Source organism: Nocardioides sp. (assembly GCF_025964975.1).
Classification (GTDB): domain Bacteria; phylum Actinomycetota; class Actinomycetes; order Propionibacteriales; family Nocardioidaceae; genus Nocardioides.
Map to the genome: position 1 here is coordinate 18929 of NZ_JAOPXV010000149.1, position 23581 is coordinate 42509.

Annotated in this window: 23 protein-coding genes; 7 read left to right on the forward strand and 16 right to left on the reverse strand. The window is 70.0% G+C overall.

The window, feature by feature from the left end:
* Positions 1-40: 40 nt before the first annotated feature.
* Positions 41-1165 carry an MIP family channel protein gene (locus JWN68_RS11330; protein WP_297738740.1) on the forward strand — a complete coding sequence of 375 codons (1125 nt, stop codon included), beginning with the start codon at positions 41-43 and terminating at the stop codon, positions 1163-1165.
* A 114-nt stretch (positions 1166-1279) separates the two neighbouring features.
* Here JWN68_RS11330 and JWN68_RS11335 read toward each other — a convergent pair whose 3' ends face one another.
* Complete coding sequence (locus tag JWN68_RS11335) at positions 1280-1990, reverse strand: hypothetical protein (RefSeq protein ID WP_297738742.1); 711 nt, start codon at positions 1988-1990, stop codon at positions 1280-1282.
* Between the two features lie 102 nt (positions 1991-2092).
* Here JWN68_RS11335 and JWN68_RS11340 point away from each other — a divergent pair, with 102 nt between their 5' ends.
* On the forward strand, positions 2093-3067 hold the full coding sequence (locus JWN68_RS11340; RefSeq protein WP_297738744.1) for a malate dehydrogenase: 975 nt from the start codon (positions 2093-2095) through the stop codon (positions 3065-3067).
* A 76-nt stretch (positions 3068-3143) separates the two neighbouring features.
* On the opposite strand, the gene JWN68_RS11345 is transcribed toward JWN68_RS11340, so the two are convergent.
* Genes JWN68_RS11345 through JWN68_RS11355 form a run of 3 tightly spaced genes read right to left on the reverse strand, consistent with a single transcriptional unit; the run spans position 3144 to position 4745 of the window.
* The gene (locus JWN68_RS11345) at positions 3144-3569 is read right to left on the reverse strand and encodes a DUF3017 domain-containing protein (protein WP_297738746.1); all 426 of its coding nucleotides are present in this window, start codon (positions 3567-3569) and stop codon (positions 3144-3146) included.
* Positions 3570-3579: 10 nt separating this feature from the next.
* Positions 3580-4428 (reverse strand): bifunctional methylenetetrahydrofolate dehydrogenase/methenyltetrahydrofolate cyclohydrolase, encoded by an 849-nt coding sequence (locus JWN68_RS11350; RefSeq protein WP_297738748.1) that lies wholly within the window; start codon positions 4426-4428, stop codon positions 3580-3582.
* A complete protein-coding gene (locus JWN68_RS11355; RefSeq protein WP_297738750.1) occupies positions 4425-4745 on the reverse strand; it encodes a hypothetical protein in 321 nt (106 codons plus the stop codon). Before JWN68_RS11355 ends, JWN68_RS11350 begins: the two co-directional genes overlap by 4 nt.
* Positions 4746-4781: 36 nt before the next feature.
* On the opposite strand from JWN68_RS11355, the gene JWN68_RS11360 reads away from it, so the two are divergent.
* Complete coding sequence (locus JWN68_RS11360) at positions 4782-5138, forward strand: hypothetical protein (RefSeq protein ID WP_297738752.1); 357 nt, start codon at positions 4782-4784, stop codon at positions 5136-5138.
* A 181-nt stretch (positions 5139-5319) separates the two neighbouring features.
* On the opposite strand, the gene purH is transcribed toward JWN68_RS11360, so the two are convergent.
* The 3 genes from purH to JWN68_RS11375 all read right to left on the reverse strand — a co-directional run bounded on the left by purH (position 5320) and on the right by JWN68_RS11375 (position 8921).
* Positions 5320-6906: a bifunctional phosphoribosylaminoimidazolecarboxamide formyltransferase/IMP cyclohydrolase gene (purH, locus tag JWN68_RS11365; RefSeq protein ID WP_297738754.1), complete on the reverse strand. Its 1587-nt coding sequence runs from the start codon at positions 6904-6906 to the stop codon at positions 5320-5322.
* Positions 6907-7063: 157 nt separating this feature from the next.
* Positions 7064-7669, reverse strand: a complete 606-nt coding sequence (gene purN, locus JWN68_RS11370) for a phosphoribosylglycinamide formyltransferase (RefSeq protein ID WP_297738756.1) — start codon at positions 7667-7669, stop codon at positions 7064-7066.
* Positions 7670-7679: 10 nt separating this feature from the next.
* On the reverse strand, positions 7680-8921 hold the full coding sequence (locus JWN68_RS11375) for a DUF6350 family protein (protein ID WP_297738758.1): 1242 nt from the start codon (positions 8919-8921) through the stop codon (positions 7680-7682).
* Between the two features lie 140 nt (positions 8922-9061).
* On the opposite strand from JWN68_RS11375, the gene JWN68_RS11380 reads away from it, so the two are divergent.
* The gene (locus JWN68_RS11380) at positions 9062-11026 is read left to right on the forward strand and encodes a hypothetical protein (RefSeq protein ID WP_297738759.1); all 1965 of its coding nucleotides are present in this window, start codon (positions 9062-9064) and stop codon (positions 11024-11026) included.
* An 11-nt stretch (positions 11027-11037) separates the two neighbouring features.
* Positions 11038-11655, forward strand: a complete 618-nt coding sequence (locus tag JWN68_RS11385) for a hypothetical protein (protein ID WP_297738761.1) — start codon at positions 11038-11040, stop codon at positions 11653-11655.
* Between the two features lie 50 nt (positions 11656-11705).
* Here JWN68_RS11385 and sucD read toward each other — a convergent pair whose 3' ends face one another.
* Together sucD and sucC are read right to left on the reverse strand one after the other, a co-directional pair.
* Complete coding sequence (sucD, locus tag JWN68_RS11390) at positions 11706-12587, reverse strand: succinate--CoA ligase subunit alpha (protein ID WP_297738763.1); 882 nt, start codon at positions 12585-12587, stop codon at positions 11706-11708.
* Positions 12588-12603: 16 nt separating this feature from the next.
* Complete coding sequence (gene sucC, locus JWN68_RS11395; protein ID WP_297738765.1) at positions 12604-13767, reverse strand: ADP-forming succinate--CoA ligase subunit beta; 1164 nt, start codon at positions 13765-13767, stop codon at positions 12604-12606.
* A gap of 130 nt (positions 13768-13897) precedes the next feature.
* On the opposite strand from sucC, the gene JWN68_RS11400 reads away from it, so the two are divergent.
* Positions 13898-15214 carry a deoxyribodipyrimidine photo-lyase gene (locus JWN68_RS11400; protein WP_297738767.1) on the forward strand — a complete coding sequence of 439 codons (1317 nt, stop codon included), beginning with the start codon at positions 13898-13900 and terminating at the stop codon, positions 15212-15214.
* A gap of 3 nt (positions 15215-15217) precedes the next feature.
* Here the strand turns inward: JWN68_RS11400 and JWN68_RS11405 are convergent, their stop codons facing one another.
* A complete protein-coding gene (locus JWN68_RS11405; protein WP_297738769.1) occupies positions 15218-15565 on the reverse strand; it encodes a methylmalonyl-CoA mutase in 348 nt (115 codons plus the stop codon).
* A gap of 201 nt (positions 15566-15766) precedes the next feature.
* Here JWN68_RS11405 and JWN68_RS11410 point away from each other — a divergent pair, with 201 nt between their 5' ends.
* A complete protein-coding gene (locus tag JWN68_RS11410) occupies positions 15767-16600 on the forward strand; it encodes a M23 family metallopeptidase (protein WP_297738771.1) in 834 nt (277 codons plus the stop codon).
* Positions 16601-16796: 196 nt separating this feature from the next.
* On the opposite strand, the gene pcrA is transcribed toward JWN68_RS11410, so the two are convergent.
* The 6 genes from pcrA to JWN68_RS11440 form a co-directional block, all read right to left on the reverse strand.
* Positions 16797-19238, reverse strand: a complete 2442-nt coding sequence (gene pcrA / locus JWN68_RS11415; protein ID WP_297738775.1) for a DNA helicase PcrA — start codon at positions 19236-19238, stop codon at positions 16797-16799.
* 35 nt (positions 19239-19273) lie between these two features.
* Positions 19274-19633: a hypothetical protein gene (locus tag JWN68_RS11420; protein ID WP_297738777.1), complete on the reverse strand. Its 360-nt coding sequence runs from the start codon at positions 19631-19633 to the stop codon at positions 19274-19276.
* 26 nt (positions 19634-19659) lie between these two features.
* A complete protein-coding gene (locus tag JWN68_RS11425; RefSeq protein WP_297738779.1) occupies positions 19660-20130 on the reverse strand; it encodes a universal stress protein in 471 nt (156 codons plus the stop codon).
* 1 nt (position 20131) lies between these two features.
* The gene (locus JWN68_RS11430) at positions 20132-21559 is read right to left on the reverse strand and encodes an APC family permease (RefSeq protein WP_297738781.1); all 1428 of its coding nucleotides are present in this window, start codon (positions 21557-21559) and stop codon (positions 20132-20134) included.
* Positions 21560-21648: 89 nt separating this feature from the next.
* The gene (locus JWN68_RS11435; protein WP_297738783.1) at positions 21649-22326 is read right to left on the reverse strand and encodes a response regulator transcription factor; all 678 of its coding nucleotides are present in this window, start codon (positions 22324-22326) and stop codon (positions 21649-21651) included.
* Positions 22323-23576 (reverse strand): ATP-binding protein, encoded by a 1254-nt coding sequence (locus JWN68_RS11440; protein WP_297738785.1) that lies wholly within the window; start codon positions 23574-23576, stop codon positions 22323-22325. Before JWN68_RS11440 ends, JWN68_RS11435 begins: the two co-directional genes overlap by 4 nt.
* Positions 23577-23581 lie beyond the last annotated feature (5 nt).

Here is a 23581-nt window from a genome sequence, read left to right on the forward strand (position 1 = left end):
CGGGGGTGGGCACCTGTTCCACCTGACGGAAGGCTGCTTCATGACCGAACCACACATCGGCACCGACGAGACCCCGACGACGGGCCAGAAGTTCGCCGCGGAGCTGCTGGGCACCTTCGTGCTCGTCTTCTTCGGCGTCGGGGCGGCGCTGATGAGCAACGACTACGTCACGACGGGCCTCAGCTTCGGCCTCGCCGTCATGGTGATGGCCTATGCTGTCGGTCGCATCTCGGGCGGCCACTTCAACCCCGCGGTGACGCTCGGTGCCGTCCTCGGCGGGCGGTTGCCCTGGAAGACGGCGCCCGTCTACGTCGGCGCCCAGCTCCTGGGAGCCCTGCTCGCCGGCGCGGCCCTCTTCGGTCTCATGCACGGCTTCGAGAGCTTCTCCTCCGAGGGGAACATGGGCGCCAACTCCTTCGGCGACGAGGGGTCGGGCTATGCCATGTGGGCGGCCTTCGTGCTCGAGATGCTGCTGACGGCGATCTTCCTGTACGTCATCCTGGCGGTGACCGACGAGCGCAACGAGTTCCAGGCGCTGATGGGGCCGCTGGCCATCGGCTTCGCGCTGGCGATGATCCACTTCGCCTCGATGAATGCCACCGGCACCTCGGTCAACCCCGCCCGCTCGGTCGGCGTGGGAGTGTTCGGCGGGACCGACGCGCTCATCCAGCTGTGGCTGTTCATCGTGGCTCCGCTGGTGGGCGCCACGATCGCCGGCCTCACCTACCCCCTGGTCTTCGGCCACGCCTCCGCTCACGTCCCGGGGTCCGGGCTCAGCTTCCGCTCCGGTCGACAGCAGGCCGTCTATGCCCCGCCCGGCACCTACGAGCAGCAGTGGAACCAGGGCCAGCCGCAGTGGCAGGGGCAGCCCGCGTCGCAGGGGCAGCACAGTGCCCTGCCGCCCCAGGCCGCGCCGCAGCACTGGCAGCCCGCACCCGATCCCTACGCCCAGCCCGTGCCCCAGCAGCAACCTCCCGCCCAGCAGTGGGGCCAGCCGGCATCGCCCGCAGGTCCGCCGGCCGCCGGCCCCCAGCACTGGGGCCAGCCCGCACCCGACCCCTACGCTCCGCCCGTGCCACAGCAGCAGCCACCCGCGCAGAACTGGGGCCAGCCGGTTGAGGACGACGGCGAGGACGGCCGCACCCAGGTGCGTCGCCCGGACTGAGCCGCCTCGCGGCAAGCCTTTACGCTCGCTACCGAGCAGTCACGAGGTCCCCGCCCGCGACTTCGCGACCGTTCGGTAACAGCAGTGCTGGCCGCGTCGCCCAAGCGTGACACGTCACGGATTCTCGGCCGACTCGTAGGACACGAGCTCGGTCCTTGTCGCCCCCTCCTCGGCCAGCACCAGCCCCACCCCCGGCGCGTAGAGCTTCCGCGTCTCGGTCCCGGTGGGCACGTCGCTGGTCTCCAGCACTTCGACGAGATCGGTCCAGGAGTCGTACGCCGTCGTGACGCTGGTCGCCGTGTCGAGCACCTGCGACCGGTCCTCGGCGACCCCGGGGGCGTACTGCTGGCGGAAGCCGTCGCCGACGCGGGGCGTGGCCGGCATGACGAGTCCGGCCTGGGCCCCGTCGCGGCCCGCCAGCCAGTCGTCTCCGCCGAAGGACCAGACATTCCCCTCCCGGTCCTGGGCGAGGAGCTCCAGGAAGCTCACGGATCCAGAGCGGCCCTCCGCGACGGTCGTGACCTCGGTCGCGGTGACCCCTTCGACGGTGCGCGTGCCGCTCACCGAGACCGTGACCGACTCCGTGACGCCCCCCTCGACGCGGTCGTAGACCCACTCGCTGCCGGCCACGAGCGGCAGGTAGGGGTTGTCGACCACCCGCACGAAGTCCTGCGGGTCGGGAGTCGGCGTCGGGATCTCGAGCCCGTCCACACCCGCCGGACCGACGGAGCGAGGCTCGCCCGCGCTGCAGCCCGTCAGGGCCAGGGCGAGCGCGAGGACGGCAAAGTGGCGACCGCGACGTGGGGGGACGGAGGTGCGCGACATGGGAGGAGAATGCCAGCCAACCCTCCCGGGCCGGTCAGCGAGCGGCGCTGCTAGCGTCGGTCGTGGTTCGACCCCCATCTCACTTCGCCTACAGGAGTCCTCGTGACCACCACTCCCTTGAAGGTCGCCGTCACCGGCGCAGCCGGTCAGATCGGCTACAGCCTGCTCTTCCGTCTCGCCGCCGGCGCCCTGGGCGACCGCCCGATCGAGCTCCGCCTGCTGGAGATCGAGCCGGCCCTGCCCTCCCTCGAGGGCGTCGTGATGGAGCTCGACGACTGCGCCTTCCCGCTGCTGGCCGGCGTCGAGATCGGTGCCGACCCGGCGCCCATCTTCAACGGCGTCAACGCCGCCATGCTGGTGGGTGCCATGCCGCGCAAGGAGGGCATGGATCGTGCCGACCTGCTGGCGGCCAACGGCAAGATCTTCACCGGTCAGGGCAAGGCGCTCAACGACAACGCCGCCGACGACGTCAAGGTGCTCGTGACGGGCAACCCGGCCAACACCAACGCACTGATCGCGCTCAGCAACGCCCCCGACATCCCGCGCGAGCGCTTCAACGCCCTCACCCGGCTCGACCACAACCGCGCCAAGACGCAGCTTGCCAAGAAGCTGGGCGTGGCCGTCACGGAGATCGAGAACCTCGCGATCTGGGGCAACCACGACGACTCGATGTATCCCGACCTCTTCAACACCATGGTCGGCGGCCGCCCGGCGGCCGAGCAGGTCGACGAGGCCTGGATCACCGAGGAATACATCCCCACCGTCGCCACGCGCGGCGGCGCGATCATCAAGGCGCGCGGCTCCTCCTCCGCTGCGTCGGCGGCCAACGCCACCATCGACCACATGCGGGACTGGCTCAACGGCACCTCGGAGTGGGTGTCGATGTCGGTTCCGTCCGACGGCTCCTACGGCGTCACCACGGGCATCGTCTCGTCGTTCCCGTGCACGGTCACCGACGGTGAATACAAGATCGTCGAGGGCATCGAGCTCAACGACTTCTCCAAGGAGCGGATCGCCGCGTCGGTCGCCCGCCTCGAGTCCGAGCGTGACCAGGTCACCGAGCTCGGCCTCATCTAGCTCACAGCATCTGCTCCACAGCCTCGACCCGCCTGAGTGATTCGTGGCGGGTCGAGGCGATTTCGGAGCAGCTTCGCTAGAACCCCGGCTGGTCCGGGATCGAGGTCGCCAGGAAGATCAGGGCAGCGCCGAGTCCCGTGAGCAGGACCATGTCCAGGGCCTTGTGGCGGACGGCGAGCATGCCGGCGTCCTGGGGCGCCAGCAGCATGCGTACGACGGCGGCCGCGATCAACGCTCCGCCCACCATGCGGATCCCGAGCCGCCAGTCGCCACTCGTGACCACGACGAGCCCGGCGACCGTGACCGCGAGCACGCAGATGTAGAAGGCGCCCCCGATGGTCGAGGGATAACGCCGCTCCTGAGGGCCGTACCCGGGGTGGTCTCCGTCGACGAGGTCCTCGGCCGAGATCGGCGGCACGCTCTCGGGCGGCGCGATCCAGCTCTCGTCGCGCGACCGCTCGACGCTCTCGTCGGGCGGCGAATCGGGGGCAGGGTCGGTCACAGGGGTCCCGTCATGGGGTGGTGTTCTGCTCGGCGATCTCCACAATATTGCTCAGCAGCATCGCGCGGGTCATCGGACCGACACCCTTCGGGTTGGGCGAGACCCAGCCGGCCACGTCCCAGACGTCCTGCGCCACGTCACCGGTGATCTTGCCGTCGACGCGGGAGACCCCGACGTCCAGCACGGCCGCACCGGGCTTGACCATGTCGGCGGTGATGATGCCGGGCACACCCGCAGCGGCCACGACGATGTCGGCCGTCCTCACGTGGGCTGCGAGGTCCGTTGTCCCGGTATGGCACAGGGTGACGGTCGCGTTCTCCGAGCGTCGGGTCAGGAGCAGGCCGAGCGGACGGCCGACGGTGAGTCCACGGCCGACGACGACCACCTCGGCGCCGGCGATCGGCACGCCGTGGCGGCGGAGCAGCTCGATGGCGCCGACCGGGGTGCACGGCAGTGGCCCGGCCTTGCCGAGCACGAGCTTGCCGAGGTTGGTCGGGTGCAGGCCGTCGACGTCCTTGTCCGGGTCGACGCGCGAGAGCAGCGCGAACTCGTCCAGCCCGGTGGGCTGCTGGACGAGGAAACCGGTGCACGCCGGATCGGCGTTCAGCTCGTCGATCACGTCCTCCACCTCCGCCTGGGTCGCCGTCGCGGGCAGGTCGCGGCGGATCGACTCAATCCCCAGCTCGGCGCAGTCCTTGTGCTTCGCCCCGACATACCAGTGCGAGCCCGGGTCGTCGCCGACGAGGACGGTGCCGAGCCCGGGTGTGATGCCACGGGCCCTGAGCGCGGCGACGCGCTCGGCCAGCTCGGCCTTGATGGTGCGCAGCGTGGCTGCTCCGTCGAGGGTCTGTGCGGTCACGATGTCTCCAGGTGGCTGGCGGGTGAGCTGAGGGGCGAGTTGGTCGTGCTGCTGGTGGCTGTCGAGGGGGCGCCATGGCGCGCGAGGTAGCGCTCCGCGGCGCGTGCCGCGGGGTGGGAGACGGCTGCCGCCGTGACGCCGATCGCGGCAATGACGGCCCAGCCCGGGGCGCCCCACGTGAGCGCGAGGAAGGTGTAGAGCGCGGGGAACACGAGGGGCTCGACCTGGTGGCCCAGGCCCCACACGCCTTGGTCGTCGCCGAGCCGTCGCGGGTCGGACAGCTCCGAGGTGAAGCCCAGTCGGAGGCCGACTGCCACAGCTCCGCGCCGGTGATGGTGATGTGTCCGATCCAGATGAGCACGACGGAAACCCAGCCCACCGTCTCGTGGGTCACGCTGAGGACCAAGCAGGAGAGCACGAAGGCCCAGCGCACCGCTCGCAGCGAGCCGTCGACGGAGGCCGCCCCGCGGGAGGCGCGGACCTGCAACAGCACGGCGAGCACGGTGTGGGTGCCGAACAGCCAAGCCAACAGGGTCTGCGGCGCATCGGTGCGCTCGACGAGCCACAGCGGCACGACGACGTTCAGGAGCACCTGGTTGGAGGACAGCACGCCGTTGCAGACCGACAGGATGAAGAACCCGCGGTTCTTGAACGCCCCCGGCGAGACGTGCACCTCCGGCCCGACAGGGACTTCCACCGTGCGCCGGTGACCAGTGCCGCTGACGACAGGCCCAGACCGATCTCCGACCCGGTGAGCCCGACGATCTGGGTGAAGAGCACGGTCGTACCCGTGAGGAACGAGCCGGTGCCGAACGCCGAGAGCACCGACTGGAGCGCGAGGTCGCGCTCCAGCTTTCGTGTCCGGGACGAGGCCGGTGAGGAACCGGACCATCAGTGGAAGAAGTGCCTCGCGCCGGTGAAGTACATCGTGATCCCGGCCTTCTCGCACGCCTCCACGACCTCGTTGTCGCGCACCGAACCGCCGGGTTGCACGATCGCCGTAACGCCGGCGTCGATGAGCACTTGGGCGCCGTCGGCGAAGGGGAAGAAGGCATCCGACGCGGCGACCGAGCCTCGCGCACGGTCGCCTGCCCGCTCGACTGCCAGCCGACAGGAGTCGACCCGGTTGACCTGACCCATCCCGACGCCGACCGAGGCGCCGTCGGCGGCCAGCAGGATGGCGTTGGACTTCACGGCGCGGCAGGCGCGCCAAGCGAAGACCAGGTCTGCCAGCAGCTCGTCCGAGGCAGCGTCGCCGGTGGCCAACGTCCATGCGGCCGGGTCGTCGCCACCACCCTCGACGGCGGCGTCGAGGAGGTCATGGCCCTGGAGCAGCAGGCCGCCCGAGATGGCGCGCATCTCGACTCCCCCGCGCGCGGGCGGGGCGCACTCGAGCAGCCGGATGTTCTTCTTCGCCGCCAAGACCTCGACAGCACCGTCCTCGTAACCGGGCGCCACCACGACCTCGGTGAAGATCTCGGCGACCTGCTCGGCCATCTGCACCGAGACGGGCCGGTTGGTCGCGATCACCCCACCGAAGGCGGACACCGCGTCACAGGCGTGGGCCTTGCGGTGGGCGTCAGCGACGTCGGGGCCGACGGCGATCCCACAGGGGTTGGCGTGCTTGATGATCGCGACGGCCGGTTGGTCGAAGTCGTATGCCGCACGGCGGGCCGCATCGGCGTCGACGTAGTTGTTGTAGGACATCTCCTTGCCGTGCAGCTGGGTGGCCTGGGCGAGACCCGGTCCGCCCGGCAGGTGTCCGTTGGAGTAGAGCGCCGCCGACTGGTGGGGGTTCTCGCCGTACCGCAGCACGGCGTCCTTGTCCCAGGTCGCGCCCATCCAGGCCGGGAAGCCCGAGCCTGCGGACGTGTCGGTCAGCACGTTGCCCATCCAGGACGCGACGTGCACGTCGTAGGTCGCCGTGTGCACGAACGCCTCGGCAGCCAGCGCCTTGCGCGCCTCGAGCGTGAAGCCCCCGGCCGCAGCTGCGAACAGCACGTCGGCGTAGCGGTCGGGTGAGGTCACGATGGCGACCGAGGGGTGGTTCTTGGCGGCCGCACGGACCATCGAGGGACCACCGATGTCGATCTGCTCGACGCACTCGTCGGGCGTGGCACCGGACGCGACCGTCCGCGCGAAGGGGTAGAGATTGCAGACGACCAGGTCGAAGGGCTCGACGTCGAGGTCGGCCAGCTGCTGGACGTGCGAGTCGAGACGGCGGTCGGCGAGGATGCCGGCGTGCACCCGGGGGTGCAGGGTCTTCACCCGGCCGTCGAGGCACTCGGGGAACCCGGTGAGGTCCTCGACCTTCGTCACCGGCAGGCCGAGGTCCGCGATCAGCTTGGCCGAACCGCCGGTGGAGACGAGCTCGACGCCCGCCTCGTGGAGCCCGCGGACGAGGTCGTCGAGCCCGGTCTTGTCGTAGACCGAGACGAGGGCGCGGCGAAGGGGGATCTGGTCAAGGCGTTGGGACACGGTTGCTCCATGAGTCGCTGCGGGGGGGAGCACCCAGGCGTTCGATGCTCCCTGGCTTCACTCCCCGGTGGTCGCCCACCTGCGCCAGTCGTGTGGGGGCAGCCTAGTCGACCGAAGCGGAGACAAGACCACGCAGTCGACCGAAGCGGAGGTGCCGTCAGCCGATCCGCACCAGGCGGCCGTCGACGTGCCAGCCCTCGCGCGCCATCCGGCCGACGGTGTCGACCAGCATCGTCCGTTCGCCCGCCTTGATCCGCTCGTGCAGGGTCTCGACGTCCTCGCCATCCACCACCGGCACCGCGACCTGGGCGACGATCGGGCCGGTGTCGACTCCCCCGTCGACGATGAAGAGCGTGGCGCCGGTGACCTTCGCGCCGTACGCCAGGGCGTCGGCGGGGCCGTTCATGCCCGGGAACGACGGGGATAGCGCGGGGTGGGTGTTGACGACGCGGTCCTCGAAGCGAGCCAGGAAGTCGTCGCTGACGAGCTTCATGAAGCCGGCGAGCACGATGAGGTCGGGCTCGAAGCCGGCCACCGAGTCCGCCATCGCGCGGTCCCAGTGCTCGCGCGTGCTGAAGTCCACGACCCGCTTGACGAAGGTCGCGATGCCTGCCCGGTCCGCCCGAGAGAGCGCTTCGATGCCGTGGCGGTCTGCACCCACGGCGACCACTTCTGCGCCGTATGCCGGATCCGCGCAGGCGTCGATCAGTGCCTGCAGGTTGGTTCCGGTGCCCGAGACGAGGACGACGAGACGACTGGTCACCCGGTGGATCCTAGGGCCCTGACGACGACAGTCCTCGTCGCTGCCACCAGGTCATGACGAGAGCCCCGACAAGGCCTCCGAGTCCCAACGCCGTGATCGAGGCGAGGAGCACGTCGAACACGTCAGGCCCGACGTGACGCATCCGTCCGGGCCCTGCGGCCCCACCGGACACCGATGCCAGGACGGCGAAGGCCACGGCGGCGGCGATCCCGCCTCCGCAACCGCGGAGCCCAGCGTCCAGCCAAGTCGGAGCGGGGTGCCGTCGCTGGAACCTCATGGTTGCTGCCGCGGCGGTCACCGGGGGCAGCCACACCATTGCGGAGAGCCAGGGGGCGGGCACGCCGGCATCCGGCAGGGCGGACAGCAAGGCGAACAGCGGGAGTGCCCCCAGCACCACTGCGTCGGGTGAGACCAGGGTGTTGCCACCGACTGCGAAGCCGGGACCCAGCAGGAAGGACCCGGAGAAGAGAGTCGCATTGGGCACGAAGGCGGCGTTGGTCAACGCATAGACCGTGCCTTCCGCCGCGCTCAGGTGCAGCTGGCCCACCATGGTCGCCGCCTCGCCCACACCGACGGCGAGGGAGACGAGGAACACCAGGGTGGCCAGGGCCAGGAGCGCCGTCAGGATCGCGCGTGCGGTCGCAGCGCCCTGTCGCACCACGACAGGCACGAAGGTTGCCCAGATCGCCGCGCGACCCGAGCCGATGGCGATCGCGGGCGCTGCGAACAGCAGCGACATCGCCAGGATCCACAGGACGACCGGAGGGACGCTGGGCGCGGTCGCGACCGTGGACGCCAACGCGGCGGTCACCACCGCCACGACGGCGTACCCGAGGAAGAACGTGCCGGCCGCCATGGGTACCGTCAGGTCGCGCTCGCCGTCGGAGATCCGGTCGGCGTCCGGTCCGTGACCGGACAGCGCGTCACCCACGCGGTGAGCCACCCGCCACATCGACCACGCGCAGATCGCCGTGAGCCCCAGGGGAACGACGCCGACCGCCACTCCCTGCACGGTGGTGCCCGATCCGTGAGCCATCAGCCATGCCAGGGCGCCCATGCGCATGCCGTCGCGGGGAGCGCCGTGCGCGCCGGCGTCGGAGGCGAACCAGCCGACGACGCCCACGGCGATGCACACCAGCAAGGGGGCGAGGGCAGCCACGGCCCCGCCCAGCGTGGCGATCAGCACCAGGGGTCGTTGGGCGGCTGCAGGGGCACCCGTGCGGTCACGGCGGTCGACGAGCAGTGAGGTCATGGCCCCGCCATCATGACGCGGGCACGGATGGTGTTCGGGTTCCCACGCCGGGTACGCCGCAGAGGCAGCGCCTCCCTCCGGCGCAGAGCCAGAGCCGGGGTGTGCGCGGGCTGCGGCGGATCACGTACCGTGGAAAGGTCATGAGGAGCCCAGAGACGTTCGACGCGTTCTACGCCGAGACCCGCGACCGCCTCCTGCACGAGGCGTACGCGTTGACGGGTGATCTGTCGGCCTCCAGGGTCGCGGTGCGTGATGCCTTTTCCGTCGCCTGGCACCACTGGCGCAAGGTCTCGCGGCTCGAGGATCGCGAGGCCTTCGTCCGACCGCTGGCGCACCGGCGGGCCCAACGGCGGCACGCGGCGCGTCCGTGGCACCGCGACAAGGGCATCGACGACGACGTCCGGGCCACCCTGGATGCGCTGTCCAAGCTCAGCGCGCAGGAGCGCAGGACGCTGGTGCTGAGCACCCTCTCCCCGATGACCCTCGGAGAGATCGCGCGCGAGGTCGGTCTCCCCCGGTCGGACGCGGAGCGAGTGCTCCAGACCTCGACCTCTCGTTTCTCCATCGCGCGTGATGCGGCGAGCACCGACGTACGCCCTCTTCTCGAGGCCTTGCTCGAACCCATCGCCGACACCAGGTGGCCCCGCAGCACGATCGTGCGTCGTTCGGGCACCGCCCGCCGTCGCACGCACACGCTGATGGGCTCCGCCGCGGTGGTGGCGGCGCTCCTCATCTCCGGCACCGTCGTCGCCTCGGACGGCGTCGAGCCGAGCAGCCTGGACCAGGAGCGCGCTCTGCCGAGCGCGTCCCTGCGTCAGAGCCGACCCACCGCACCCCCGTCGCTCGCTGCCGAGTCCCTGCTGCAGGTCGACCAGGTCTCCCGGTTCGATCCCAGCATGACGTGGCGCCTCAGTGAGACGTCCGACAACCTGGCGGGTGACGGCTTGGTGATGCCGTGCCAGCAGACCCGCTTCGCCGACCCGAAGACCGAGGACGACTTCCTCACCAACGCCAAGACCGATGGCGCCGGCGCCCTGATGCGGTCGTTCATCGGCAAGACCAGCGCCGCGTCGACCGCCGGTGGCAGCGGCAGTGGCAGCCGCAGTGGCAGCGGCAGCGGCAGTGACAAGACGAAGAGGGACGGCACGTCCAGCAGCCGCCGGGACACTCGCGAGCGGGCCACTGCCGTCGAGTTCGTCGAGATGTCGGCCGACGCGAAGGCCGCGCAGACAGCCTTCACGACCGCACAAGGCTGGTACGCCGGTTGCCTCGACTCACGAGCCCAGCTCCTCTCGACCCACACGATCGGTCGGGTGGGCGACGAGGCGACGGTGCTGAACCTGCGCACCTGGAACAGGACTCCCGCCCAGATCGCCGTGGGCATTGCCCGCACCGGGCGGCTCACCGTCATCACCCTCGTCAGCACCTCCGGAAGGCCGGTGCCCGTGCAGGCGACGGCCGCCGGGGTGGCTGCTGCGGTCAACGCCGCGTGCGGGAAGGTTGGGGCCGGCGCCTGTGCCGGACCGCCCAAGGTGCGGCCCAGCGATCCCATCGCCGTGGGCAGGCCACCCGGGTTGCTCAGCGCGGTCGACCTGCCACCGGTGGCCGGTGCTGTCGGTCCCTGGGTCGGCACTGACCCCCAGCGCGCCCGGGCCAACGCCGCGTCCACCTACTGCGACAACACGCAGTTCACCGGCAAGGGCGTCAAGCGCCCGCTGACGCGCACCTTCCTGTTCCTGGCCCAGAAGAAGATCGACACCTTCGGGCTCACCCAGACCGTCGCAACCATGCAGGACGGGCAGGCGGCGAGCTTCGTCAAGGAGGTCCGCAGCCGCATCCGCCGGTGCGCCGAGGTCGACCTCGGCACAGAGGTCGACACCTTGGTCGACCGCTCGGGCAAGCGGACACAGCTGACCGTGTGGGACCTGGAGATCGAGATCTCGGACGAGAGGACCATGCAGTTCTGGATGGCGATCATGCGCGACGGCAACGCCGTCTCCCAGGTCGGCTTCACCCCCTCGGAGGGCAAGACGCTCCAGCGCGACGCCTTCGTCGCCATCGCCGAGCGGGCGCTGGAGCGCCTCAGCGACCTGCCCGGCGCCTAGGCTGCGGTCTCATGACGAGAGTCATCACCACCCTGCTCGCCCTTGCTCTCCTCGTCCCGGCTTCTCCTGCCACCGCGACGACCACCGCGACGCCGACGCCGATTCCCGACGACTTCCCGCTCGCCCTGCGGATCTCGGTCGACGACTCCACCGGTGAGCAGCCCGTCCCGGCACCCGACGCGAAGGCCATCGGCCGGATCGGTGCGTGCGGCGAGCGGTGGTGGCCCTTGGCTCCGGCACTTGTGGAGGACAGGCAGGCGGTGCGAGCGACCGGTCCGGAATACCTCGACGCCCGTGAGCTCGTCTCGATGCGTCGTGCCCGGGTGGCGGTCCGAGCTCTGGCCCGCATCCGCACGGCACTCACCGCCTGCACCGAGCCCGTCCGAGGATCAGTCTGGACTGTGCACGACGCCGACACCGGCTACGACGCCGTCATCTTCACGCAGAGCTGGACCCGAGGTCTGGGACTCTCGACCTTCCAGGTGATCCGGGTCGGCAAGGGCGTGCTGATCACCCACACGTACGGCGAAGGAGGGCTCTCGGAGAGCCGGGTGCAGATCCGGAGGCAGACCCGGCTCGGCCGCGACCTCGCGATCGAGATGTGCGTCTTCGCCCGCGCCGGCTGCTGAAATCGACACGAGCCCCGGTCGCCGCAGCGAACGGGGCTCGTGCCTGGGACTCACATGCCCTGGAGGATCTCCCGCATCAGCGCGGCGGTCTCCGACGGCGTCTTGCCGACCTTGACCCCGGCAGCCTCGAGGGCCTCCTTCTTGGCCTGCGCCGTGCCCGACGAGCCCGACACGATGGCGCCGGCGTGGCCCATGGTCTTGCCTTCGGGAGCGGTGAAGCCTGCGACGTACCCGACGACCGGCTTGGTGACGTGGTCCTTGATGTAGGCCGCGGCCCGCTCCTCGGCGTCGCCGCCGATCTCGCCGATCATCACGATCGCCTTGGTGTCGGGGTCGTTCTCGAACGCCTCGAGGGCATCGATGTGGGTGGTGCCCACGATCGGGTCACCACCGATGCCGATCGCCGTGGTGAAGCCGAAGTCACGCAGCTCGTACATCATCTGGTAGGTCAGGGTGCCCGACTTGGACACGAGGCCCACCGGACCCTTGCCCGCGATGGTGTGCGGCGTGATGCCGGCCAGTGACTCCTCCGGCGTGATGATGCCGGGGCAGTTCGGGCCGATCATCCGGGTGGACTTGCCCTCGAGGTAGGCGACGACCGAGGCAGTGTCCTGCACCGGGACGCCCTCGGTGATCACGACGAGGAGCGGGATCTCGGCGTCGATCGCCTCGATGCAGGCGTCCTTGGTGAACGCCGGCGGCACGAAGGCGACCGACACGTCGGCGCCCGTCTCCTTCATGGCCTCGGCGACGCTGCCGAAGACGGGCAGCTCCTTGCCGCCGAGCTCGACAGTGGTGCCGGCCTTGCGGGCGTTGACACCGCCGACGATGTCGGCGCCGGACTCGACCATCAGGGTGGTGTGCTTGGCACCCATCCCGCCGGTCATGCCCTGGACGATGATCTTGGAGTCCTTGTTCAGGTAGATGCTCATGGTTTTCTCTCCGTCCTCAGGCGTTCGCGAGCTCGGCGGCCTTGTCGGCCGCTCCGTCCATCGTGTCGACCTGGGTCACCAACGGGTGGTTGAGCTCGTCCAGGATGGCGCGGCCGGCGTCGACGTTGTTGCCGTCGAGCCGGACCACGAGGGGCTTGGTCGCTGCGTCACCGAGGATCTCGAGCGCGCCCTTGATGCCGTTGGCCACCTCGTCGCACGCGGTGATCCCGCCGAAGACGTTGACGAACACGCTCTTGACCTGCTCGTCGTTGAGGATGACGTCGAGGCCGTCGGCCATCACTTGGGCGTTGGCGCCGCCGCCGATGTCCAGGAAGTTGGCGGGCTTCACGCCGCCGTGCTTCTCGCCGGCGTAGGCGACCACGTCGAGGGTCGACATGACCAGGCCCGCGCCGTTGCCGATGATGCCGACCGCGCCGTCGAGCTTGACGTAGTTGAGGCCCTTGTCCTTGGCCTTCGCCTCGAGCGGGTCCTCCTCGTCGCGGATCTCGAAGGAGGCGTGCTCGGGGTGACGGAACTCGGCGTTCTCGTCGAGGGAGACCTTGCCGTCGAGGGCCTCGAGCTTGTCACCGGTCAGCCGCGCCAGCGGGTTGACCTCGACGAGGGTCGCGTCCTCCTCGACGAAGACGGTCCACAGCTGCTGGACCATCTGGATCGCCTGGTCGCGCAGCTCGGCGGGGAAACCGGCCTCATCAACGATGGCGATCGCCTTGGCCTCGTCGACACCGGTGCCGGCGTCGATCGGGATCTTCTTGACCGCATCGGGGTTGGTCTTGGCGACCTCTTCGATCTCCACGCCACCCTCGACGCTGGCGATGCAGAGGTAGGAGCGGTTGGACCGGTCGAGCAGGAAGGAGAAGTAGTACTCCTCCTCGATCGAGGCTCCGGGGACCACGAGGACGCGGTTGACCGGGAGACCCTTGATCTCCAGCTCGAGGATCGCGCGAGCGGCCTCCTCGGCCTCCTCGGGCGTCTTCGCGACCTTGACGCCGCCGGCCTTGCCGCGACCGCCGGCCTTGGCCTGCGCCTTGACGACGACGACGCCACCGATCTCCTCCGCGGCCGCGCGAGCGTCCTCGGGAGTCGTGACGGTCTTGCCGAGCGCTCCGGCCACTCCATACTTCGCGAAGAGTTCCTTCGCCTGGTACTCCATCAAGTCCACGACGTACCCAGTCCTTTTCGTTTGTGCGTAACCACTCCGGCAATGCTCCTTGGCACCCTAGACCTGTCAGGCGCGTCACATCGAGGTCGGGGCCAGTCGCTCTGATCACACCGTCGGTACCGTGAAGTGCATGTCTTCTGGGTCCTCGGTCATGTGGTTCCGTCGCGACCTGCGCGTCCGGGACAACCCCGCGCTCCTGTCCGCGCTGGCCCACGGACCCGTGACCGGGCTCTTCGTCATCGACCCCGTGCTGTGGTCGGCAGCAGGTCCGGCGCGTCGGGCGTGGCTGGCGGCCAACGTGCTGGCTCTCGCCCAGGACCTTCCCCTGACGATCCGGTACGGCGACCCGGTCGACGTCGTCCCGGCAGTGGCGGACGGCGGTGTCGTCCATGTCGCTGCCGAGACGACGCCCTACGGTCGCCGGCGCGACCAGGCGGTCGGCGAGATGGTCGAGCTGGTGGGCACGGGCTCGCCGTACGCCATCGGTCCCGGTCAGGTGACCAACGGGACCGGTGACCCCTACCAGGTGTTCAGTGCCTTCGCGCGGTCGTGGCGGGCGCACGGCTGGGCGGCCCCGGCCGAGCGCCCGCAGTCGCCCGACCTCGTGCCGGCCGAGTCGGACGAGCGGGCCGTCGGGATGCTCGAGCAGGCAGTCGCCGCCGCTCCGTTCAAGCTCCCGGGGGCCGGGGAGGAAGCGGCCTGGCGCCGCTGGCAGGACTTCCGCGACAACGATCTGGCGGACTACCCGGTCGAGCGGGACCGACCCGACCACGACGGCACGTCCCGGCTCTCGCCGTACCTCCACCTCGGCGTGCTGCACCCGCGCTCCCTGCTCGCAGACCTGGACCCGACGTCCGCCTTCGCCACCGAGCTCGCCTGGCGCGAGTTCTACGCCGACGTGCTGTGGCACGCCCCCGCCTCGGCCTGGTCGGACCTCAAGCCGGCGCTGTCGGGCATGACGTACGACGACCAGGACGCCGTCGAGGCCTGGCGCACCGGCACCACCGGCTATCCGATCGTGGACGCCGGCATGCGCCAGCTGCGGGAGATCGGCTGGATGCACAACCGGGTGCGCATGATCACCGCCTCCTTCCTGACCAAGGACCTGCACGTCTACTGGACGGTGGGTGCGCGGCACTTCCTGTCGTCGCTCATCGACGGTGACGTCGCGTCCAACAACCACGGGTGGCAGTGGGTGGCCGGGACCGGCACCGACGCGTCGCCGTACTTCCGGGTCTTCAACCCCGTCACCCAGGGCAAGACGTTCGACCCGGACGGTGCCTATGTACGCCGCTGGGTGCCCGAGCTGGCACACCTGAGCGGCGCCACCGCACACGAGCCCTGGAAGTCCGACGTGGGCTACGAGGGGGGCTATCCGTTGCGCATCGTGGACCACGCCGACGAGCGCGCGGAGGCGTTGCGTCGCTACCAGGCTTCGCGGGCCTGAGGTTCAACCGGTGATGGGATCCTGGGCGAAGTGCTCCGCCACCCAGCGGGTGATCTCGTCGCTGCCCACAAGGACCTCGATGTCGTCGACCCCGCGCGCCTCGAGGAGCCCGACCAACGTGGCGCGGAGCCCCGGGTCTGCGCCCTCAGTTGCGAGGCCGATCAGGTCCGCATCCTCCTGGATCGAGGCCTCGACGACTTGGTCGGGGCTCTGGAGCGGCCCGGTGTGGACGACCTCGTGTCCCGCGTCTCGCAGGGCACAGGCGATGCGGGCGCCGCGACCGCCCTCCCCGTCGGCCGCGCACTCGGCGACCACGACGCGGAGGCCACTGTGGGGCGTGCCGGACGTCATGGCCGAAGGCTAGCCAACTCCGACGACGTGGCCCATGTCACGAGCAGGACGGGACGCAACTTCGGCGAACGGCTGCAGACCCCGGTGACGTCCTCCACAATGGCACCGAGAGAGGATTTCAATCACTGTGACCTATCCGTTACAGTCTGCGACGCCTCACTGTCACTCCCCGCATTTCAGCCGGACGAAGGATTTCTGTATATGGGCAACCACCGAGCGCACCGCGGCTCAGGCCGCGACCACTCGGCAGCACCCGTCGCCGGTCGACGCAAGGCAGAGAAGCAGCCTGCCCTGCACCCCGTCCTTCGCGCCCTGCCGTCCGCCCCGATCATCGCTGGGGTCGCCGCCCTCGCGATCTCGGCGTACGGCGCCGTCACCGCGGCTGACACCGATCTTGTCCGCACCGCCAGCTCGCAGCCCGGCGCCATCGCCGCTGCCGGCAGCACCAGCTTCGCCAGCGTCTCCCCCCTCCGCAACCGCGAGGTCATCGTGTCGCGCGACTCGCGTCGCGATGCCATGGCTGACGCCGCCAACGAGGACCTCGTCGCCCAGGCGGAGGCCCAGGCCGAGCAGCAGCACGCCGCCCTCCAACAGTTCGCCAAGGCCGCGGAGAAGCAGGCCGCGAAGATCAAGGAGAACCAGTGGGTCCTCCCCCTGGCCTCCTACCGCATCTCGGCCCCCTTCGGCGCGTCCAGCTATCTGTGGTCCAGTGTCCACACCGGCCTCGACTTCTCCGCCCCCATCGGCTCCACGATCCGATCCGTCGCCAACGGTGTCGTGACCGAGACCGGCTATGACGGCTCGTACGGCAACAAGACCGTCGTCACCCTCGATGACGGCACCGAGATCTGGTACTGCCACCAGACCTCGTTCCTGGTCAGCGTGGGCGATGTCGTCCGCGGGGGCGAGGCCATCGGCACAGTGGGATCCACCGGCAACTCGACCGGCCCGCACCTCCACCTCGAGGTGCGGCCCGGCGCCGGAGACCCGGTCGACCCGTTCACCGCACTGCTCGAGCACGGCATCCAACCCTGAGCCTCGCAGCCTGACCGCCCGGCCGACGTCGAGCGGGTGCGACACCCACCTTCTCGGCTCGCAGAAGGTGGCATACGCACCTGCCACCCGCTCCAGTGACCGGCCTGCCCCGTCGGCGGTGCCACACCCACCTTCTGGCTCGCAGAAGATGGCACACGCACCGCTCGACGCCGCGCTGCGCCGTGGCGCGCTTCAGCTACAGCTTCTCCACCGGCGCGTAGCGCAGCAGCAGCCGCTTGACGCCGTCGGACCCGAAGTCGATCGAGGCCACCGACTTCTCCCCGGCTCCCTCGAGGGCCACGACCGTGCCCATCCCGAACGAGTCGTGCACCACCCGGTCGCCCGGCTCCAGCGACGGGATCTGCCGCGCCGGCTTCGCCTTGGCGGCGACATCGGCACGCGCGGCGGCCGATGAGAAGTTGCGTCGACCGGCGTCGGTCGGCACGCCGAGTCGGGCGGGCGAGCCCGCCGCGAGGTCGGGCCGGCCCCAGCGGGTCTGGGCCTGAGCTGTACGGCGCCAGTCGATCAGGTCCACCGGCAGCTCGTCGATGAAGCGCGAGGCCGGGTTGTGCGAGGGCGCGCCCCACGCCGAGCGCACCATCGCCCGGGAGACGTAGAGGCGTTCGCGGGCCCTGGTCACGCCGACATAGGCGAGCCGCCGCTCCTCCTCGAGCTCGGTCTGGTCGCCCAGCGACCGCTGGTGCGGGAACACGCCGTCCTCGAGACCGGTCAGGAAGACCACCGGAAACTCCAGTCCCTTGGCGGTGTGCAGCGTCATCAGGGTGACCACGCCTGCGCCCTCCCCGTCGGGGGCGTCGGGAATCTGGTCGGAGTCGGCCACGAGCGCCACCCGCTCGAGGAAGTCACCGAGTCCGGGGACGACTGATCCCGACACGGTGTCGTCAGGATCGCTCGGGTCTGCGGAGGGACCGGGTTGGGGGTCGTCGGAGAACTCGCGAGCCACGGCGACAAGCTCGGCGAGGTTCTCGACGCGCGTGGCGTCCTGCGGGTCGTCGCTGGCCTCGAGCTCGGCGAGGTAGCCCGAGCGCTCCAGCACGGACTCGAGGATCACGTCGGCACGCTCGTCGGCGGCGACCATCGACTGGAGCTCCTGGATCAACGCGACGAAGCCCTGGATGTTCTTGAGCGAGCGGGTAGCCAGCCCCGGCGCCTGGTCGGCCATGAGGAGCGCCTCCCAGAAGGTGATCCGCTCGCGCTCGGCGAGCGCCTGGACGCAGGCCTCCGCGCGGTCGCCGATCCCGCGCTTGGGGGTGTTGAGGACGCGGCGCAGCGAGATCTCGTCGGCCGGGTTGACCAGCATGCGGAGGTAGGCGAGTGCGTCGCGGACCTCCCGCCGCTCGTAGAAGCGGACGCCCCCGACGACCTTGTAGGGCTGACCGGTGCGGATGAAGACCTCTTCGAAGACCCGGGACTGGGCGTTGGTGCGGTAGAACACAGCGACGTCGGCGGCCTTGAGCCGGCCGGTGTCGACGAGCTTGTCGATCTCCTCGGAGACGAACCTGGCCTCGTCGTGCTCGTCGTCGGCGACGTACCCCACGATCCGCTCGCCGTCGCCCGCGTCCGACCACAACCGCTTGTCGAGCCGCCCGGCATTGTTCTTGATCACCGAGTTGGCCGCCGTCAGGATCGTCTGGCTCGAGCGGTAGTTCTGCTCGAGCAGGATCGACGTGGCGTCCGGGAAGTCCTTCTCGAAGTCGAGGATGTTGCGGATGTTGGCGCCGCGGAACGCGTAGATGGACTGGTCCGCGTCGCCCACCACCATCAGCTCGCTGGGCGTGTCGTCGACCGGTCGGTCCTGCTCGAGGTCCTGGCCGCAGAGCTGGTGGATCAGCGCATACTGCGCGTGGTTGGTGTCCTGGTATTCGTCCACCAGGACGTGGCGGAACCGGCGGCGGTAGTTCTCGCGGACGTCGGGCAGCCTCTGGAACAGCCGCACCGCGGTCATGATCAGGTCGTCGAAGTCGAGGGCGTTGGCCTCGCGCAGGCGGCGCTGATAGTTCGTGTATGCCGCCGCGTAGGCCTCCTCGAAGCCGTTGTGTGCGTCCTTGACGGCGTCCTCGGGGTCGCGCAGCTCGTTCTTCTGGTCGCTCACCCAGTGGAGCACCGCACCGGGCTGGTAGCGCTTCGGATCGAGGTCGAGACCCTTGAGGACCAGCGTCATCAGGCGCTTGGAGTCGGCAGCGTCGTAGATCGAGAAGTTGGACTTGTAGGTCGTCCCGCCCAGGTCGAGGGCGGTGATCTCCTTGCGGAGGATGCGCACGCAGGCGGAGTGGAACGTCGAGACCCACATGATGCGGGCGCGCTTGCCGACGAGGTCCTCGACGCGGTCCTTCATCTCGGCCGCGGCCTTGTTGGTGAAGGTGATCGCCAGGATCGAGCCCGGGTGCGCCCTGCGCTCGGTGATCAGCCACGCGATGCGTCGGGTGAGCACACGCGTCTTGCCCGAACCGGCGCCGGCCACCACGAGCAGCGGCGCCCCGACGTGGACCACCGCGGCACGTTGCGGCTCGTTGAGCCCCTCGAGCAGCTCGTCGGGGGTCGGTCCACTGCGGGTGGTGCGAGGCTCCGAAGGGGCGGTGTCGTGCTCGAGGCCGGGGATCAGGTGGGGGCTACTCATCTCCCCACCAGCCTACGGGCTGGGACCGACGCCGCTCAGGCCGCGTGAGCCGGTGACCAGAAGAGAGCGACGGCGACATTGGCCACGCTCAGCAGGAGAAGTCCGGCCCAGAGCCCCTGCGGGATCGTGGGCTTCCGGACGTTCGCCATCACCAGCACCAGCAGCACCAGCCCGATGACGAACTTGACCCCGATCTTGGCGTGGTTGACCTCGGCGTCGCCGGCCTCGAGCACCCCCACGAGCAGGAGCCCGGCCAGGAACGCGGTCCCGACGCCGTCACGCATGGCCGCGTTGACCGACTTGTCCGACTCCCTCGCCTGCACCACGAGCCCACCGAAGAGTGCAGCGAAGCCGAGAAGGTGCAGGAACAACAGGACGAGGCGCAGGATCTCCATGGGCGAAGACTAGCGGCGTGACCGGATCAGGACTGCTTGGCCTTCTTGGGGCGCGGCTTGGGACGTACGACGAGCACCGGGCACGGCGCATAGTGCTGGACCCGCTGGGCAGTGCTGCCCACCAGCACACTCTCGCTCAGGCCGCGACCGCCCGCTGCGACGACGACGAGCCCGGCGTCGTACTGCTTGGCGGCCTTGATGATCTCGTTGGCCGGCGAGCCCGAGCGCACCCGCTGGTGCACCTTGGGTCCCCATCCGTCGAACGTGGCTGCGATCATGGCGACGGCATTCTCGGCGGCCTCCCGGAACGACAGGGAGTCCCACGAGGCCTGGTGCTCGGCTTCGGAGAGCTCGTCGGCGAAGGCCACCGCCGCCAGGGGCCGGATCACGGCGATCACGGAGACCTCGGTGATCTTCGCCGGGTCGGCGAAAGCCTTGAGGTGCTTGGCGGCAGCCAGTGACTGCTTCGAACCGTCGGTGGCGACGATGACATGCATGTCAGACCTCCCGGTCTTCGCGGTCCAGTGGACCAGCGGTCGACTCCGTGCCACGGCTGCCGAAGAGCTTCTCTGCGAGGTAGAGCACGCCACCGACCGCAAGCAGGCCGGCGCACCAGAGCAGCGAGCCGGGGTCGTCGTAGATGACCCAGTAGAGGATGGCGAGGTTGCCGACGAGCCCCACGACGAGCAGGGGTGTGTTGGCCCGGAACGCCCGCTCGTCCTCGTCCTGCCCGCGCAGCTTCAGGCAGGTGATGATGACGAGGGCGTAGATCGCGAGGAGGAACACCACCGTCACCAGGGCAAGGCGCTCGACGACGTCGAGCTTGCCGCCCGCCTCGGTGATCAGCGTGCCGATGATCAGCAGGGCGCCCACGACCAGGCCGCTGAAGAGCAGGCCGACCCACGGGCTGCGCCGAGTGGGGTGGATCTTGGCGAAGACGCCCGGGACGACGTCCTCGCGCGCCATGCCGTAGAGGATGCGCGGCTGGGTGACCAGGGTGACCAGGGTGGTGTTGGTGATCGCCACGAGGGCGATGACCGTGAAGATGGTGACCATCAGGTCGGTGGAGAACGGCAGGATGCCCTGCTTGACGACCTCGAGGAGGGCGACCTCCGACTTGGCCAGCTCGTCGGTGGGCACGGTGAGGGCCGCTGCCATCGAGACCAGCACGTAGACCGTGCCGGCCACGATCATGCCGCCGACGAGGGAGCGTGGGAACGCCTTGTGCGGGTCGATGGTCTCCTCGGCGACATTGGCGGTGTTCTCGAAGCCCGTCATGGCGAAGAAGGACAGCGCCACCCCGGCCAGGACCGCCAGGGCCGGGTTGCCCGAGACGCTGATGTCGGTGAGCGTCTCGAAGTCGGCGTCGCCCCGACCGATGTGGATGGCCGCGATGATCAGCACGATGATGAGCCCGCTGAGCTCGACGAAGGTCATCACCATGTTCGTCACCACCGACTCGCTGATGCCGATGTAGTTGATGAGGACCAGAAGGGCGACGAAGACCAGCGCGACCAGCAGAGCGGGCGGACCCGCCCACAGCTCGGAGAAGTACGACGCGAAGCCGGCCGCCAGCGAGCCCGAGGCGGCGAAGCTCGCGGCGAGGAACGACACGGTCACCAGGAAGGTGAGGGCCTTGTTGCCGAAGGCCTTCTGGACGTACAGCGACGACCCGGCCGCCTGGGGATACTTGGTCACCAGCTCGGCGTACGCCGTCCCGGTGATGGCGGCGACGGAGACGCCGACCGCGAAGGCAATCCAGAACGCCCCGCCGACCGCAGCGGCGACGAGGCCGATGAGGACGTAGATCCCCGAGCCCAGGACGTCTCCGAGGGTGTAGAAGAACAGCTGCTTGCCCGTGATCGACCTCTTGAGGCCGGTGCCGTCGTCATGCTCGGCGACGGACACATCGCTGGTGTGGGCCACGGCTCTGCCTCGATCCGAGAGGAAATGGGTGGGCCGAGCCCACCGGTTCCGCGGGCTGTTGTCAATCGCCCCCCACCCCCAGGAGCGTGCTAGAGGAGCCGGCGGTCGGAGGCCCAGCGGGTGAGCTCGTGCCGGCTGGAGAGCTGGAGCTTGCGCAGGGTCGAGGACATGTGGGTCTCGACCGTCTTCACCGAGATGAAGAGCTCCTTGGCGACCTCCTTGTAGGCGTAGCCGCGCGCGATCAGGCGCATCACCTCGCGCTCGCGCTCGGTGAGCCGGTCGAGGTCCTCGTCGACGGCCGCGACGTCGATGGACCCGGCGAAGGCGTCGAGCACGAAGCCGGCCAGTCGGGGCGAGAACACCGCGTCGCCCCCTGCCACGCGGGCGATCGCATCGACGAGCTCCGGTCCGGTGATCGTCTTGGTGACGTATCCCCTGGCCCCGCCCCGGATGGTGCCGATGACGTCCTCGGCGGCGTCACTCACTGACAACGCCAGATAGCGCGCGTCGGGTGCCGGCATCCGTCGCATCACCTCGGCACCCCCGCCGCCGGGGAGGTGGACGTCCAGCAGCACGACGTGCGGCTGCTGCTCGCGGATGACGGCGACCGCGGAGTCGACGTCAGCGGCCTCCGCGACGATGTCCACCACCCCCGCGCCCACCGTGGTGAGCTCGGAACGTACCCCGGCGCGGAACATCGCGTGGTCGTCGACGATCACGATCCGGACAGGACGGGGGGTCCCGGTGGCACTGGTCGCGTTGTTCATGGTGATTCCTCATTCATCAGGGGCAGGTGGAGCCGCACCTCGGTGCCGTCGCCGGGCGCGGAGCGCACCTCGCCGGTCCCGCCGTGGCGGGCCATCCGGTCGATGATGCTGCCACGGACGCCTTGGCGGTCGCCCGCGATGGCCGTGGTGTCGAAGCCCGCGCCGCGGTCGCGGACGAACACATCGACGGCGGTGGCCGACACTTCGGCGTACACATCGATGTGCTTGACCCCGGCGTGCTTGGCAGCGTTGGCGAGGGCCTCGCGGGCGGCATCGGTGATGGGCTTGAGCGCCTCGGTCATGTCTACGTCGCCGACCGCCACGACGTCGACGACCACGGAGTAGGTGTCCTCCACGATGGCTGCGATGGCGCGGAGCTCGCCGGCCAGGGTGACGTCGGTGCCCACCGACTCGAAGAGCCAGGAGCGCAGGTCGCGCTCCTGCGAGCGGGCGAGCCGGGCCACCATCGCGGCGTCGCCGGAGTTCTTCTGGATGAGGGCGAGGGTCTGGAGCACGGAGTCGTGCAGGTGGGCGGCCATGTCTGCGCGCTCCTGGCTGCGGACCCGCTCGGCCCGCTCCGCGCCGAGGTCGTGGACCAGGCGGACCGCCCAGGGACCGACGACGATCGCGAGTCCGAGCACACCGAGCAGGCCCGCGATGACGACCGGCACGGCGAAGGCGAACGTCCCGGTCCAGACGGCGAACATGATCAGCGCGCCGACGACCAGCGAGAGGCCGGCGAACACGCGGAAGTAGGAGGCCCAGCCGCCGACGCCGAAGACGGCACGGAAGGGATCGATGCGCCCGGTCGAGTCCAGCCAGCGCTCACGCTGCGCCTCGTCCGCCTGGCGCCACAGCAGCCCGATGCCGGCCACCGCGATCACGACCGGCCAGAAGAGTGCCCCCTGGCCGAAGGCGGCCTCGAACGCGAGGACCGCCCCGAAGAGCAGCGCACCGATGGCGATGGCAGGGCCTGCGTCCCGCAGTCGAGAGACGCGCCGAGGCCGTTTGCCGGTGCGGGTGGCGCTCTCCAGCCCCGGGGCCGATTGGTCGAACCGGGAGTCGGTGGGCAGGAACATCCACAGACCGGCGTAGAGCATCAGCCCGACACCGTCCAGCACTGTGAGCACGACGAAGGCGACCCGCACCCACAGGACGGGCACGCCGAAGTGCGCCGCCAACCCGCCGGACACGCCGCCCGCAATGGGTGACTCGGTGTCGCGGGTGGCGCGGCGGAAGGGAGGGGCCACGGGTG

Coding starts and splice junctions, on each gene's coding strand:
- JWN68_RS11330 (WP_297738740.1), top strand. CDS start 41: ATGACCGAACCACACATCGGCACCGACGAGACCCCGACGACGGGCCAG.
- JWN68_RS11335 (WP_297738742.1), bottom strand. CDS start 1,990: ATGTCGCGCACCTCCGTCCCCCCACGTCGCGGTCGCCACTTTGCCGTC.
- JWN68_RS11360 (WP_297738752.1), top strand. CDS start 4,782: ATGAGCACGACGGAAACCCAGCCCACCGTCTCGTGGGTCACGCTGAGG.
- JWN68_RS11375 (WP_297738758.1), bottom strand. CDS start 8,921: ATGACCTCACTGCTCGTCGACCGCCGTGACCGCACGGGTGCCCCTGCA.
- JWN68_RS11380 (WP_297738759.1), top strand. CDS start 9,062: ATGAGGAGCCCAGAGACGTTCGACGCGTTCTACGCCGAGACCCGCGAC.
- JWN68_RS11385 (WP_297738761.1), top strand. CDS start 11,038: ATGACGAGAGTCATCACCACCCTGCTCGCCCTTGCTCTCCTCGTCCCG.
- sucD (WP_297738763.1), bottom strand. CDS start 12,587: ATGAGCATCTACCTGAACAAGGACTCCAAGATCATCGTCCAGGGCATG.
- JWN68_RS11400 (WP_297738767.1), top strand. CDS start 13,898: ATGTCTTCTGGGTCCTCGGTCATGTGGTTCCGTCGCGACCTGCGCGTC.
- JWN68_RS11405 (WP_297738769.1), bottom strand. CDS start 15,565: ATGACGTCCGGCACGCCCCACAGTGGCCTCCGCGTCGTGGTCGCCGAG.
- JWN68_RS11410 (WP_297738771.1), top strand. CDS start 15,767: ATGGGCAACCACCGAGCGCACCGCGGCTCAGGCCGCGACCACTCGGCA.
- pcrA (WP_297738775.1), bottom strand. CDS start 19,238: ATGAGTAGCCCCCACCTGATCCCCGGCCTCGAGCACGACACCGCCCCT.
- JWN68_RS11420 (WP_297738777.1), bottom strand. CDS start 19,633: ATGGAGATCCTGCGCCTCGTCCTGTTGTTCCTGCACCTTCTCGGCTTC.
- JWN68_RS11425 (WP_297738779.1), bottom strand. CDS start 20,130: ATGCATGTCATCGTCGCCACCGACGGTTCGAAGCAGTCACTGGCTGCC.
- JWN68_RS11435 (WP_297738783.1), bottom strand. CDS start 22,326: ATGAACAACGCGACCAGTGCCACCGGGACCCCCCGTCCTGTCCGGATC.